Origin of the sequence: Klebsiella sp. I138 (genome assembly GCF_051131765.1) — a bacterium.
Classification (GTDB): Bacteria; Pseudomonadota; Gammaproteobacteria; order Enterobacterales; family Enterobacteriaceae; genus Klebsiella.
Genome location: NZ_CP180447.1, coordinates 3,355,840 through 3,368,965, shown reverse-complemented (window position 1 = coordinate 3,368,965; position 13,126 = coordinate 3,355,840). Strand labels below are relative to the sequence as shown.

13 protein-coding genes are annotated in these 13,126 nt (G+C 55.2%); 8 read left to right on the top strand and 5 right to left on the bottom strand.

Features of this window, described 5'->3' with window-relative positions; all coding sequences use genetic code 11:
• Positions 1-11: 11 nt before the first annotated feature.
• Positions 12-653, bottom strand: coding sequence for a YtjB family periplasmic protein (locus tag ACMYSK_RS15675; RefSeq protein ID WP_434636669.1), 642 nt, complete (start codon positions 651-653; stop codon positions 12-14).
• Between the two features lie 103 nt (positions 654-756).
• Here ACMYSK_RS15675 and serB point away from each other — a divergent pair, with 103 nt between their 5' ends.
• The 3 genes from serB to nadR all read left to right on the top strand — a co-directional run bounded on the left by serB (position 757) and on the right by nadR (position 4,514).
• Complete coding sequence (serB, locus tag ACMYSK_RS15670) at positions 757-1,728, top strand: phosphoserine phosphatase (RefSeq protein ID WP_434636667.1); 972 nt, start codon at positions 757-759, stop codon at positions 1,726-1,728.
• Between the two features lie 10 nt (positions 1,729-1,738).
• Positions 1,739-3,121: a DNA repair protein RadA gene (gene radA / locus ACMYSK_RS15665; protein ID WP_434636665.1), complete on the top strand. Its 1,383-nt coding sequence runs from the start codon at positions 1,739-1,741 to the stop codon at positions 3,119-3,121.
• Between the two features lie 160 nt (positions 3,122-3,281).
• The gene (gene nadR / locus ACMYSK_RS15660) at positions 3,282-4,514 is read left to right on the top strand and encodes a multifunctional transcriptional regulator/nicotinamide-nucleotide adenylyltransferase/ribosylnicotinamide kinase NadR (RefSeq protein ID WP_434636664.1); all 1,233 of its coding nucleotides are present in this window, start codon (positions 3,282-3,284) and stop codon (positions 4,512-4,514) included.
• Positions 4,515-4,582: 68 nt separating this feature from the next.
• On the opposite strand, the gene ettA is transcribed toward nadR, so the two are convergent.
• Entirely contained in the window at positions 4,583-6,250 is a 1,668-nt protein-coding gene (gene ettA, locus ACMYSK_RS15655; RefSeq protein WP_434636662.1) for an energy-dependent translational throttle protein EttA, read from the bottom strand.
• 358 nt (positions 6,251-6,608) lie between these two features.
• Here ettA and sltY point away from each other — a divergent pair, with 358 nt between their 5' ends.
• Positions 6,609-8,546, top strand: coding sequence for a murein transglycosylase (sltY, locus tag ACMYSK_RS15650; protein WP_434636660.1), 1,938 nt, complete (start codon positions 6,609-6,611; stop codon positions 8,544-8,546).
• A gap of 127 nt (positions 8,547-8,673) precedes the next feature.
• Complete coding sequence (gene trpR, locus ACMYSK_RS15645) at positions 8,674-9,000, top strand: trp operon repressor (RefSeq protein WP_015585187.1); 327 nt, start codon at positions 8,674-8,676, stop codon at positions 8,998-9,000.
• Here the strand turns inward: trpR and yjjX are convergent.
• Positions 8,987-9,502, bottom strand: coding sequence for an inosine/xanthosine triphosphatase (yjjX, locus tag ACMYSK_RS15640; protein WP_434636658.1), 516 nt, complete (start codon positions 9,500-9,502; stop codon positions 8,987-8,989). The two genes, trpR and yjjX, sit on opposite strands and share 14 nt — an antisense overlap.
• A 113-nt stretch (positions 9,503-9,615) precedes the next feature.
• On the opposite strand from yjjX, the gene gpmB reads away from it, so the two are divergent.
• Positions 9,616-10,263: a 2,3-diphosphoglycerate-dependent phosphoglycerate mutase GpmB gene (gpmB, locus tag ACMYSK_RS15635; protein ID WP_434636656.1), complete on the top strand. Its 648-nt coding sequence runs from the start codon at positions 9,616-9,618 to the stop codon at positions 10,261-10,263.
• On the opposite strand, the gene robA is transcribed toward gpmB, so the two are convergent.
• Positions 10,260-11,129 carry an MDR efflux pump AcrAB transcriptional activator RobA gene (gene robA / locus ACMYSK_RS15630; protein WP_434636655.1) on the bottom strand — a complete coding sequence of 290 codons (870 nt, stop codon included), beginning with the start codon at positions 11,127-11,129 and terminating at the stop codon, positions 10,260-10,262. The genes gpmB and robA overlap by 4 nt on opposite strands.
• A gap of 209 nt (positions 11,130-11,338) precedes the next feature.
• On the opposite strand from robA, the gene creA reads away from it, so the two are divergent.
• On the top strand, positions 11,339-11,812 hold the full coding sequence (creA, locus tag ACMYSK_RS15625) for a protein CreA (RefSeq protein WP_434636652.1): 474 nt from the start codon (positions 11,339-11,341) through the stop codon (positions 11,810-11,812).
• An 87-nt stretch (positions 11,813-11,899) separates the two neighbouring features.
• Here creA and arcA read toward each other — a convergent pair whose 3' ends face one another.
• Entirely contained in the window at positions 11,900-12,616 is a 717-nt protein-coding gene (gene arcA, locus ACMYSK_RS15620) for a two-component system response regulator ArcA (RefSeq protein WP_002887843.1), read from the bottom strand.
• A 95-nt stretch (positions 12,617-12,711) separates the two neighbouring features.
• Between arcA and yjjY the strand changes: the two genes are divergently transcribed.
• On the top strand, positions 12,712-12,852 hold the full coding sequence (yjjY, locus tag ACMYSK_RS15615) for a protein YjjY (protein ID WP_049268126.1): 141 nt from the start codon (positions 12,712-12,714) through the stop codon (positions 12,850-12,852).
• The last annotated feature ends 274 nt before the right edge of the window (positions 12,853-13,126 follow it).

Genomic DNA, 13,126 nt, shown 5'->3' with positions numbered 1-13,126 from the left:
CAGCGATTTCCTTATTCTGATTCATCTTTGTCTTCATCCTGCACCGGCTTATTGGCGGTGAGCAGGAAGGGCGATTGCTGCCAGCGGGTGCGCTTGCCCTGCAACAGCGTGCGGGTCAGCACGACGCCGATAGCCAGCGACAGCAGTAGCATCAGGCGTAAAATGTTGGTGGTATTATCCACCTGTTTTGCCTCGGTGGCTAACGTATGGGTATCCAGCGTCAGTCGCAGGTAGCCAAGCGGGCCGTTTTTGCCCTGAATAGGCTCCACGATTTGCTGGTTGAAGTAGCCGCCGGCTTTTTTGCCGTCCAGCGCCAGTCTGTCGCGTACGTTGACCCCTTCGCCTGAACGAGCGACCAGATCGCCCTGATCGTCATAGACACCGGCGTCGAGGATCCGGCTCTGGCGGGTGAGCTGCTCCAGCAGCTGGCCGATGCGCTTTTCATCAGGGGTCTCGCTGCGCATCATCGGCGTCAGATTCAGCGTAACCTGCTGCGCAAGAGTGCGAGCCAGTTCTTCTAACTGTGGATTACGTTGCTTTTGGCTGTTCTGGCTGAACCACGACGCTCCTTGCATCAGGGCAACGAGAAGTGCGAGACAGATAAGAACAATGACGGCGCGATGCAGTCGGAATTTCAGTTTTGCGCGTACCATATTCCACCTTTAATATTTACAGCTTAATGTTGCCAGAAGCGCTGGTTACAAGGTAGCCTCATGCGTTATTTTCCTGGCCTGAATAAAGAAATGTGGAGCCGTAATGCCAAACAGTTTGACCTGGTGCGATCTGCCCGAAGATGTTTCCCTGTGGCCTGGATTACCGCTTTCGCTGAGCGGTGATGAGGTCATGCCGCTGGATTATCACGCCGGACGCAGCGGCTGGCTGCTCTACGGGCGCGGTCTCGATAAACGCCGTTTGACGGCCTGGCAACGTGAGCTGGGAGCAGCTCTGGTTATCGTTGCCTCCTGGGTTGTCGAAGATTATCAGGTTATTCGTCTGGCGGGCTCTTTGACGCTGCGAGCAACCCGACTGGCGCACGAAGCGGGGCTGGATGTGGCACCGCTGGGGAAAATTCCGCATCTGCGCACGCCTGGGCTGCTGGTCATGGATATGGACTCCACGGCGATTCAAATCGAATGCATCGACGAGATAGCCAAACTGGCCGGAACCGGCGAAATGGTGTCGGAAGTGACCGAACGCGCGATGCGCGGCGAGCTGGATTTTACTGCCAGCCTGCGCCAGCGGGTGGCGACGCTGAAAGATGCCGACGCCAATATTCTGCTGCAGGTGCGGGAATCGCTGCCGCTGATGCCGGGGCTGGCGCAGCTGGTGCTGAAGCTGGAAACGCTGGGCTGGAAGGTGGCGATTGCCTCCGGCGGCTTCACCTTCTTCGCCGAATACCTGCGCGACAAGCTGCATCTTGATGCCGTGGTTGCCAATGAGCTGGAGATCATGGACGGTAAGCTGACCGGAAACGTCGTTGGCGATATCGTCGATGCCAAATATAAAGCCGCCACGCTGAGAAAACTGGCGGAAAAATATGAAATTCTGCCGACGCAAACCGTCGCGATCGGCGATGGCGCCAACGATCTACCGATGATCAAGGCGGCAGGTCTGGGGATCGCGTATCATGCTAAACCAAAAGTGAATGAGCAGGCGGAAGTCACCATCCGCCACGCTGACCTGATGGGGGTCTTCTGTATCCTCTCCGGCAGCATGAATCAAAAGTAAGAGGTTACACGTGGCGAAAGCTCCAAAACGCGCATTTGTCTGTAATGAATGTGGTGCGGATTACCCGCGCTGGCAGGGGCAGTGCAGCGCCTGCCATGCCTGGAATACCATCACCGAGGTGCGTATTGCCGCTTCGCCGCAGGTGGCGAGAAACGAACGTCTGACGGGCTACGCCGGGAATGCCGGCGCCTCGAAGGTGCAAAAGCTGTCGGAGATAAGCCTTGAGGCGCTCCCGCGTTTCTCCACCGGCTTTAAAGAGTTTGACCGCGTGCTTGGCGGCGGCGTGGTGCCGGGCAGCGCGATTCTGATTGGCGGCAGCCCGGGGGCGGGTAAATCGACGCTGCTGTTGCAGACGCTGTGCCGGCTGTCGGAAAACATGAAAACGCTGTACGTCACCGGGGAAGAGTCGCTGCAACAGGTGGCGATGCGCGCGCACCGTCTGGGGCTACCGACCGCTAACCTCAATATGCTCTCTGAGACCAGCATTGAACAAATCTGCCAGATAGCCGATGAAGAAAAGCCGCAGCTGATGGTCATCGACTCGATCCAGGTGATGCATATGGCCGACGTCCAGTCGTCGCCGGGCAGCGTTGCCCAGGTCCGCGAAACGGCAGCCTATCTGACGCGCTTTGCGAAAACCCGCGATGTGGCCATTATTATGGTGGGTCATGTAACCAAAGATGGCTCGCTGGCCGGACCGAAGGTGCTGGAACACTGTATCGACTGCTCGGTGCTGCTGGACGGTGATGCCGACTCCCGCTTTCGTACCCTGCGTAGCCATAAAAACCGCTTCGGCGCGGTGAATGAGCTGGGGGTATTCGCGATGACCGAGCAGGGGCTGCGTGAAATCAGCAACCCTTCGGCGATTTTCCTCAGCCGCGGCGATGAAGTGACTTCCGGCAGCTCAGTGATGGTGGTCTGGGAAGGCACCCGTCCTCTGCTGGTGGAGATTCAGGCGCTGGTCGATCATTCGATGATGTCTAACCCGCGCCGTGTAGCGGTTGGGCTGGAGCAGAACCGTCTGGCGATTTTGCTGGCGGTACTGCACCGCCACGGCGGCCTGCAGATGGCCGATCAGGATGTCTTTGTTAACGTCGTCGGCGGGGTCAAGGTCGCGGAAACCAGCGCCGACCTGGCGCTGCTGCTGGCGATGGTCTCCAGCCTGCGCGATCGCCCGCTGCCGCACGATCTGGTCGTGTTTGGCGAAGTGGGGTTATCCGGCGAAATCCGCCCGGTACCGAGCGGCCAGGAGCGCATCTCCGAGGCGGCAAAACACGGCTTCCGCCGCGCTATCGTCCCGGCAGCCAACGTACCGAAAAAAGCACCAGAAGGGATGCAAATCTTTGGTGTGAAAAAGCTTTCAGACGCCCTAAACGTGTTTGACGACTTATAATTAGGTACCCGTCGTCTTGCCGGTGGCAGAGACGCTGACTGCGTTCGTCCGCCCGAATGACTGAGTTGACCTGGCTCATCGGGAATGGCCCGCCAGTCGTCTGTCTGCCGTTCGCAACCGACAGGGTATTTCTTCAGTATTGCTAAAGCAGGAGGCTCTTGTGTCATCGTTCGACTATCTCAAAACCGCGATTAAGCAAAAGGGCTGTACGCTGCAACAGGTCGCGGAAGCCAGCGGAATGACCAAAGGCTATCTGAGCCAGCTGCTGAATGCCAAAATCAAAAGCCCGAGCGCGCAGAAGCTGGAAGCGCTGCACCGTTTTCTTGGTCTGGAATTTCCGCGTCGGCAAAAGAGCGTCGGCGTAGTATTCGGTAAGTTCTACCCGCTGCACACGGGGCATATCTATCTGATCCAGCGCGCCTGTAGCCAGGTGGACGAGCTGCATATCATCATGGGCTACGACGATACCCGCGATCGTCAGCTGTTTGAAGACAGTGCGATGTCGCAACAGCCGACGGTATCCGATCGTCTGCGCTGGCTGCTGCAAACCTTTAAGTATCAGAAAAATATCCGCATTCATGCGTTTAATGAAGAAGGGATGGAGCCTTATCCGCACGGCTGGGATGTCTGGAGCCGCGGGATCCGCGCATTTATGAGCGATAAAGGGATTGAGCCAAACTGGATCTACACTTCGGAAGAGGCCGATGCTCAGCAGTATCTACAGCATCTGGGGATCGAAACCGTGCTGATCGATCCGAAACGCACCTTTATGAGCATCAGCGGCGGGCAGATTCGTGAAAACCCGTTCCGCTACTGGGAATATATCCCGACGGAAGTGAAACCGTTCTTCGTGCGTACGGTGGCGATTCTCGGCGGTGAATCGAGCGGTAAATCGACGCTGGTCAATAAGCTCGCGAATATCTTTAATACCACCAGCGCCTGGGAGTATGGCCGCGATTACGTCTTCTCGCATCTCGGGGGCGATGAGATGGCGCTACAGTATTCCGACTATGACAAAATTGCGCTTGGCCACGCACAGTATATTGATTTTGCTGTTAAATATGCCAACAAGGTAGCGTTTATCGACACCGATTTTGTCAGTACCCAGGCATTTTGCCTGAAGTATGAAGGGCGCGAGCATCCCTTCGTTCAGGCGCTGATCGACGAGTATCGCTTCGACCTGGTGATTCTGCTGGAGAACAATACGCCGTGGGTGGCCGATGGCTTACGTAGCCTCGGCAGCTCGGTGGATCGCAAGGAGTTCCAGACGCTGCTGGTGTCGTTGCTCAAAGAGAATGAGATAGACTTTGTGCATGTGAAAGAGTCTGATTACGACACGCGCTTCCTGCGCTGCGTTGACCTGGTTAAACAGCTGATGGGCGAGCCGGGGTAATGGTGGCCTGAGTGTCCTTGAAGCGCGCTGAGGATAAAAAAACGGGTGGCATTTGCCACCCGTTTTTATTACTTCGCAATACGCTTGTACTTGATACGCTTTGGCTCCAGGGCATCGGCGCCGAGGGTGCGTTTCTTATACTCTTCGTATTCGGTAAAGTTACCTTCGAAGAATTCGACTTTACCTTCATCCTGGTAATCCAGAATGTGGGTCGCGATACGGTCGAGGAACCAACGGTCGTGCGAGATAACCATCGCGCAGCCCGGGAACTCCAGCAGGGCGTTTTCTAACGCGCGCAGGGTTTCGATATCCAGGTCGTTGGTCGGTTCATCGAGCAGCAGCACGTTGCCGCCAACCTGCAGCAGCTTCGCGAGGTGCAGACGACCGCGCTCACCGCCGGAGAGTTCGCCTACGCGTTTACCCTGATCGACGCCTTTAAAGTTAAAGCGACCGACGTAGGCACGGCTAGGCATCTCGGTGTTGCCGATCTTCATGATATCCAGCCCGCCGGAAACTTCTTCCCAGACGGTTTTGCTGTTATCCATCGCGTCGCGGAACTGGTCGACGGAAGCCAGCTTCACGGTTTCACCCAGGGTTATCGAACCAGCATCAGGCTGTTCCTGCCCGGACATCATGCGGAACAGAGTCGATTTACCGGCGCCGTTCGGCCCGATGATCCCGACAATGGCGCCTTTCGGTACCGAGAAAGTCAAATCATCAATCAACACGCGGTCGCCATAAGACTTGCGCAGGTTGCTGACTTCAACAACTTTATCCCCCAGACGGGCGCCAGGTGGAATAAACAGTTCGTTGGTTTCGTTACGTTTCTGGTATTCAACGTTGTTAAGCTCTTCAAAGCGCGCCAGACGGGCTTTGCCCTTAGACTGACGGCCTTTCGCGCCCTGACGTACCCACTCCAGCTCTTTCTCGATGGATTTACGGCGTGCCGCTTCCTGAGAGGCTTCCTGCGCCAGACGCTGATCTTTCTGCTCCAGCCAGGAGGAGTAGTTGCCTTCCCACGGGATCCCTTCGCCGCGGTCCAGTTCGAGGATCCAGCCGGCAACGTTATCGAGGAAGTAACGGTCGTGGGTAATCGCCACAACGGTCCCTTCGAAATCGTGCAGGAAGCGTTCCAGCCAGGCCACGGATTCGGCATCCAGGTGGTTGGTCGGTTCGTCGAGCAGCAGCATATCCGGTTTTTCCAGCAGCAGGCGACACAGCGCCACGCGGCGGCGTTCACCACCCGACAGGGTCGCGATTTTCGCATCCCAGTCCGGCAGGCGCAGGGCATCGGCCGCACGCTCCAGCTGAACGTTCAGGTTATGGCCATCGTGGGCCTGAATGATCTCTTCGAATTTGCCCTGCTGCGCCGCGAGCTTATCGAAGTCGGCATCCGGCTCAGCGTACTTCGCGTACACCTCATCCAGGCCTTTCAGCGCGTTAACCACTTCGGCAACCGCTTCTTCGACGGACTCACGTACGGTCTGATCCGGGTTCAGCTTCGGCTCCTGCGGCAGGTAGCCAATTTTCAGGCCCGGCTGTGGGCGAGCTTCGCCTTCGATATCGGTATCGATGCCGGCCATAATACGTAACAGGGTAGACTTACCGGCGCCGTTCAGACCGAGAACGCCGATCTTCGCGCCAGGGAAGAAGCTCAGGGAAATATTTTTCAAAATATGACGTTTCGGCGGAACCACTTTGCCGACACGATGCATGGTATAAACGAATTGAGCCACGTTGGACTTCGCCTCTTTTATATACTCTTCATCCTTCTGGCTGTCTCAGCGTTGGCTGCATTCGAAAATCCTGGTGACATAGCTATCTATGCTTCCGGGGATTTCCTCTCTTGCCGCCTTGATGCAGACAGAATGATCTTGAGTAGGGTAGTGAATAGTTTTCAAAGGCGAAGTGTAGCCTTTTTCGCGCTTTAATCCCAGAGAGGCGATGGGATTCACAGAAGAGTAAAAAAATGTCCAGGACGTGGCACGTTTGCCGTTGTCTGGTTAGCATATCTATAGTGACACCGGGACATTTAAAAAGCGGCATGATGCTGCTCTGATGTAGTGAGATGTACTTTTAACAGAGGAAGAGCTTGTGGAAAAAGCCAAAACGATGGCATGGCGTCTTCTGGCGGCCAGCGTGAGTCTGCTGACGTTCAGTCAACTGGCGCATGCGGATTCACTGGATGAACAGCGCAGCCGCTATGCTCAAATTAAGCAGGCCTGGGATAGCCGACAGATGTCCGTTGTCGAACAGCTCATGCCAACGCTGACGACCTACCCGCTATACCCCTATCTTCAGTACCGGCAGATAACCGATGATTTGATGAACCAGCCGACGCTGGTGGTGAAAAACTTCATTGAAGCGAACCCGACGCTGCCGCCCGCCCGCTCTCTGAAATCTCGTTTCGTCAACGAGCTGGCGCGCCGTACCGACTGGAGTGGATTGCTGGCGTTCAGCCCGGATAAGCCGACCAGTACCGAAGCACAGTGTAATTACTACTACGCGAAACTGAGCGTGGGCCAGGCGCAGGAAGCCTGGGATGGCGCGAAAACGCTGTGGCTGACCGGTAAAAGCCAGCCTAACGCCTGTGATGCGCTGTTTAGCGCCTGGCGTTCATCCGGCAAACAGGACCCTTTGGCTTATCTCGAACGCATCCGTCTGGCGATGAAGGCGGGCAACACCGGCCTGGTGAGCGCCCTGGCCCAGCAGATGCCGCCTGACTACCAGACGATTGCGTCGGCAGTTGTCGCGCTGGCAAACGATCCGAATACCGTCATGACCTTTGCCCGCACCACCGGTGCGACGGATTTTACCCGCCAGATGGCGGCGGTAGCCTTTGCCAGCGTGGCCCGTCAGGATGCCGAAAACGCCCGGCTGATGATCCCGTCGTTGGTGCAGGCGCAGCAGCTTAATGAAGATCAAACCCAGGAATTACGGGATATCGTTGCCTGGCGCCTGATGGGCAGCGATGTGACCGAAGAGCAAGCCATCTGGCGCGATGACGCCATTATGCGTTCGCAATCTACCGCGTTAGTGGAACGTCGAGTGCGAATGGCGCTGGGCGCGGGGGATCGTCACGGGTTGAATACCTGGCTGGCTCGTCTGCCGATGGAAGCGAAAGAGAAAGATGAGTGGCGCTACTGGCAGGCGGACCTGCTGATGGAGCGCGGACGTGACGACGAGGCGAAAGCGATCCTCCGTTCGTTGATGCAGCAGCGCGGTTTCTACCCGATGATTGCTGCCCAGCGTCTGGGAGAAGAATTCACCTTCCGGATCGATAAAGCGCCAGCAAATCTCGATCCTGCGCTAACCTCCGGGCCGGAAATGGCCAGGGTGCGCGAGCTGATGTACTGGAATATGGACAATACAGCCCGCAGCGAATGGGCAAATCTGGTGACCAGCCGGACGAAAGATCAGCAGGCGCAGCTGGCGCGCTATGCATTCAACCAGCACTGGTGGGATCTCAGCGTTCAGGCGACGATTGCCGGGAAGCTGTGGGATCAGCTGGAGGAGCGTTTCCCGCTGGCTTACAATGATCTCTTCGCGCGCTATATCAGCGGCAAAGCTATCCCGCAGAGCTATGCGATGGCGATCGCCCGCCAGGAGAGCGCGTGGAACCCGAAAGTGCGCTCGCCGGTTGGCGCCAGCGGTCTGATGCAAATCATGCCGGGTACGGCGACCCATACGGTGAGTATGTTTGGCATCCCAGGCTACAGCAGCCCATCGCAGCTGTTGGATCCCGAGACCAACATCAATATTGGCACCAGCTATCTGCAATATGTTTACCAGCAGTTTGGTAATAACCGCATTTATGCTTCCGCGGCCTACAATGCTGGTCCTGGACGAGTTCGAACCTGGCAGGGCAATAGCGCCGGGCGAATCGATGCGGTAGCGTTTATCGAGAGTATCCCGTTCTCGGAAACGCGTGGCTACGTGAAGAACGTGCTCTCCTACGATGCCTACTACCGTTATTTTATGGGGCAGAAAGCATCGATGTTGAGCGATGCTGAGTGGCAGCAGCGCTACTGATACTCTCCGGGTTTCGTGTGACGGTTTCGGTCCGGTGGCCGTTTCGTTACGCGAAATCCATAGAGTATTAACCGGAGTATGTTATGCTTTGTACTCGTTAATGAGTACATCCGACAGGCGGCGTAACATGACCCAACAATCCCCTTATTCAGCGGCGGTAGCCGAACAGCGTCATCAGGAATGGCTTCGCTTCGTGGCGTTACTCCAGCAGGCGTACGCCGACGATCTGCATCTGCCATTGCTGCAATTAATGCTGACGCCCGATGAGCGCGAAGCGCTGGGCACTCGCGTGCGGATCATTGAAGAGTTGTTGCGTGGTGAGATGAGCCAGCGTGAGCTGAAAAGCGAGCTCGGCGCCGGCATAGCCACCATTACCCGTGGTTCCAACAGCCTGAAATCGGCACCGCCCGAGCTGCGACAGTGGCTGGAGCAGGCCCTGCTTAACGGTAAATAAGGTTATGGAACGGGCTCAAGGCCAGTACCACCGCCTGGTGATAGACGCTGCTGCGCGTGAGCTTACCGGCGGTAAAGACGCCGATGGCCCCTTCTTTACGACCGATTTCATCAATGCCGGTGTGTTGCGACATCACCGGCCCTAGTGCTTCCCCGGCACGTACTTTTTCCAGAATCACCTCCGGGAGCGGCAGCGTTGCTGAGCGCGCTTCTCCGCGCTGATGACGATCCTCAATCACCACCCAACTGAAGGTGCTGCCTTCGTCGATCCCGGCTTCAATGGCGACCCAGAAGTCGGCATTCGGCTGTACGGCGCGGGCATTGGCTACTCTATTTCGTGCGCCAGCGCGCGTTTCCTCATTGCCAAATGGCTGTTCAGGTACGCCACTCTCGACGGAGACGGACTCAATGTGGCAGGATCCTTCGCCGAAGATCTCGTTAAAAGCCCGTAGAATTGCCTGAATTTTGGCGGGATTAGTGGTAGCTGAGACAACATGGTGCATAATCAAACAACTCAGAATAAATTTACGTCATCGCAGTATACTCCAAATCGTTTTCGATGCAGCGCGCGACGCTGGCAGCCGAAATTGTGAAGAGCACAGAACGGAAAAATAGCATGTTACAGGTACACCTTGTTCGCCATGGCGAAACGCAGTGGAACGCCGAGCGGCGTATTCAGGGCCAGTCAGACAGCCCGCTAACCCCTCACGGTGAACGCCAGGCCTGGCAGGTCGGTGAACGCGCCAGAACGCTGGACATTACGCATATCATTGCCAGTGATTTGGGGCGTACGCGCCGGACGGCAGAGATTATCGCGGAGGCCTGCGGTTGCGATGTCATCCTTGATTCGCGGCTGCGTGAGCTGGATATGGGGGTTCTTGAGAAACGCCATATCGACTCGCTGAGCGAGGAAGAAGAAGAGTGGCGTCGCCGGTTAGTTGACGGCACTCCGGATGGGCGCATCCCGCAGGGGGAATCAATGCTGGAGCTGAGCGAGCGTATGCACGCGGCGCTGGCGTCCTGTCTGGATTTGCCTGCCGGCAGCCGGCCGCTGCTGGTGAGTCACGGTATTGCTCTGGGCTGTCTGGTCAGTACGATTCTGGGGCTACCGGCACATGCTGAACGCCGCCTGCGTCTGCGCAACTGCTCTATTTCTCGCGTTGATTATCAGCAGAGTCTGTGGCTGGCATCGGGCTGGGTCGTGGAAACCGCGGGGGATGTGTCGCATTTAGACGCCCCCGCGATGGATGAGCTACAGCGTTAGCGACGAATCGGGATCAGGTATTCACAACGCAGCTGAATCGGCGTTTCTTGATCCCGGCTTTCATCCTCAGGGAAGAAGCGTTCGATATCCAGACCCTTGCGGCGGGTAAGGTTCAGCATTGGCATGCAGGTGCCATATACCGTCAGGATAAATTCCTGCAGCCCGCTTCCTAATCCTTCATAAGTGAACATCACATACTCGCCGCCTTCCAGGATGACCGGATGGGAGTTGTGCAGATGGCCGTTGGCCATCTCCGGCGTTAGCGCAGTGGTGTAGAAAACTTCTTGCTCGTCGTCTTTCTCGAGGCTCGGACGCGGTTCGTGCAGGCCGTACAGCGTTGGCGGAATCGACGGAGAATTGCCAAGGAAATCACGCCAGAACTGAACGCGCATCTGGTTCCGGAAGTCGGAGATTTCCTCCAGCTTACAGGTGTAGCTTTGGGTGACGCCAATCAGCTGGGTATTGCTCAGAGTGACAAATTCGTGCTGCGGCATCGTGAACTCACCCAGGCGCAGCGGGGGACGCATGCCGTAAGAGCTCCAGTCAGGAGAGCGGCGGTACAGCGCCGGCGTCAAAGAAAACTGCTTTTTAAACGCGCGGGTGAAGGTCTGCTGTGAGTCAAAACGATACTGTAGCGCAATGTCGAGAATCGGACGGGCAGTCAAACGCAGGGCGACCGCTGATTTCGATAAACGGCGAGCGCGAATATAGGCACCTATGGCATGGCCGGTCACGTCTTTAAACATTCTTTGCAAATGCCACTTGGAATAACCCGCCTTGGCCGCCACATTATCCAGTGATAGTGGTTGATCCAGATGACCTTCCAGCCAGCTAAGGAGATCGCGAATAATCCCTGCTTGATCCATAAAATGTCCTCATCCTTAAACTTAGGTGCCTGCTACTAAGGTAGCGGATAATAGCATTTTTTGATGTTTTAGCATTCAGTGTTTTTTTTGCTTATAAATGCGATTTGTCAGCGATCGGGTGAGGTTTTTTTGTAACGCTGTGATCTATAAACCTTTTCATCTGGGTCTATAATCATCACTTAGCAAAATTTTAAAAGAATGGTAACAATATGAAATACAAGAAGTTAGTTGCGGGGCTGCTTTTACTGGCGGGCTGCCAGGTTGCGCAAGCGGAACAAATTGGCTCCGTTGATACCGTATTCAAATTCTTTGGTCCGGACCATAAAATCGTCGTCGAAGCCTTTGACGATCCGGATGTCCAGAACGTAACGTGCTATATCAGTCGCGCGAAAACCGGTGGGATTAAGGGCGGTTTGGGGCTGGCGGAAGATACTTCAGATGCGGCGATTTCCTGTCAGCAGGTGGGGCCGATCGAGCTGAACGATAAAATCAAAAACGGCAAGTCGCAGGGCGATGTGGTTTTCCAGAAACGCACCTCCCTGGTGTTTAAAAAGCTGCAGGTGGTCCGTTTTTACGATAGCAAACGTAATGCGCTGGTCTACATGAGCTATTCGGATAAAGTTGTTGATGGTTCGCCGAAGAATGCGCTCAGCGCCGTGCCGATCATGCCATGGAATAAATAACAGCGTTCGCGCAGGCAGCAGAACCACAAATAAAAAAACGGCGCCATAAGCGCCGTTTTTACGTTGCGGGAGCGGGAAAAATGTATGTTATTCCTGCAGGTCGCCGCAGAAGCGATAACCTTCGCCGTGAATCGTGGCGATGATTTCCGGTGTATCCGGAGTAGACTCGAAATGCTTACGAATGCGACGGATGGTCACGTCAACGGTACGGTCATGCGGCTTAAGCTCGCGGCCGGTCATTTTCTTCAGCAGTTCAGCACGTGACTGGATCTTGCCCGGGTTTTCGCAGAAGTGCAGCATCGCGCGGAACTCACTGCGCGGCAGCTTGTACTGCTCACCATTTGGGCTGACCAGAGAACGGCTATTGATATCCAGTTCCCAGCCGTTGAACTTGTAGCTTTCTACGCTGCGGCGTTCTTCGCTCACGGTACCCAGATTCATGGTACGGGAGAGGAGGTTGCGCGCGCGAATGGTCAGTTCACGAGGGTTAAATGGTTTAGTGATATAGTCATCAGCGCCGATTTCGAGGCCCAGAATCTTATCAACTTCGTTGTCACGGCCGGTAAGGAACATCAGCGCGACGTCAGCCTGTTCACGCAGTTCACGCGCGAGCAGGAGACCATTTTTACCTGGCAGGTTGATATCCATGATAACCAGATTGATATCATTTTCAGACAGGATCTGATGCATTTCCGCGCCATCGGTCGCTTCGAACACATCATAACCTTCTGCTTCGAAAATACTTTTTAACGTGTTGCGTGTTACCAACTCGTCTTCAACGATAAGAATGTGCGGGGTCTGCATGTTTGCTACCTAAATTGCCAACTAAATCGAAACAGGAAGTACCAAAGTCCCTGACCTGCCTGGTACATGTCGCAAATTAACATGTCCGGCGTAACATGACTAAAGTACGTAATTGCGTTCTTGATGCACTTTCCATCAACGTCAACAACATCATTAGCTTGGTCGTGGGTACTTTCCCTCTGGACCCGACGGTGTCAAAAACGGCTGTCATCCTAACCATTTTAACAGCAATATAACAGGCTAAGAGAGGCTGAACACCCAATAAAACTACGCTTCGTTGACATATATCAAATTCAATTGTAGCACGTTAACAGTCTTGTGAAATCATTGTATTGAAATGCTATTTATAGTCACAAATCTTACACAGCTCAAATGGTTGCGCTGGTAAATTGATAAACATACTGAATCCAATGTTCGTCAAGCACCGTTGAGGTAAATATCATTGGCAAACATATGGATAAATGTGTTCTGTTAACATACTCCCTGGCGTGGTTCGTTGGAAACAGTTTA